Here is a 788-nt window from a genome sequence, read left to right on the forward strand (position 1 = left end):
AAGCTGCCGCTGCCCGCTCAGTTCAAGGCCAATGTCACGACCGGCGACAAGGTTGTGTTCGGGCTACGGCCGGACGACATCTATCCAACCGGCCATGGCATCAGTTCCGGTGGCGCGGCAGACGTCCACCAGATCGAACTGCCGATCACCGTTACCGAACCGCTCGGGAACGAGACGCTGGTGTTCGTCGAATTCAACGGTACGGACTGGGTGTCGCGCATGCTGAACCCGAGGCCACTCCGGCCGGGCGAGCGCGTCGCCATGAGCCTCGACATGTCGCAGGCGCATCTGTTTGCCACTGAGACCGGAAAGACATTGCGGAGCTGATCGGCATGACCAGAATCGAGAAAGTCGACCTTCGGATGGTGGACCTTGTGCCCAAGGTCAAACGCACCGACGCCATCCAGAGCTTCGTCAGCCAGGAAACGCCGATCGTGACCATCACCGATTCCGACGGCGCGGTCGGCACCGGCTACAGCTACACGATCGGCACCGGCGGCTCGTCGGTGATGCGGCTTTTGTCAGACCATCTGGTGCCGCGCCTGATCGGCCGCGACCCCGACATGATCGAGGCGATCTGGCACGATCTCGAATTCGCCACGCATGCCACCACGATTGGCGCGATCACCGCTATAGCGATCGCGGCGATCGACACGGCACTATGGGATCTGCGGGCCAAGAAACAGAACCTGCCGCTGTGGAAACTGGCCGGCGGTGCCAAGGATCGCTGCCCGCTCTACACGACCGAAGGCGGTTGGCTGCACATCGAGACGCAGGCGCTGGTTGAC

General features: G+C 62.8%; 1 protein-coding gene and 1 pseudogene. Both read left to right on the plus strand.

All coding sequences use genetic code 11. The features are described from left to right. Nucleotides 1–327, plus strand: a 327-nt coding sequence (locus tag EN939_RS36460; protein ID WP_127272078.1) for a TOBE domain-containing protein, incomplete at its 5' end; no start/stop codon positions are given. Between the two features lie 5 nt (nt 328–332). Continuing rightward, a pseudogene (locus tag EN939_RS36465) lies at nt 333–788 on the plus strand (mandelate racemase/muconate lactonizing enzyme family protein); the annotation flags it as partial.

It is taken from the genome of Mesorhizobium sp. M7A.F.Ca.CA.002.05.1.1 (genome assembly GCF_003998335.1).
GTDB lineage: Bacteria > Pseudomonadota > Alphaproteobacteria > Rhizobiales > Rhizobiaceae > Mesorhizobium.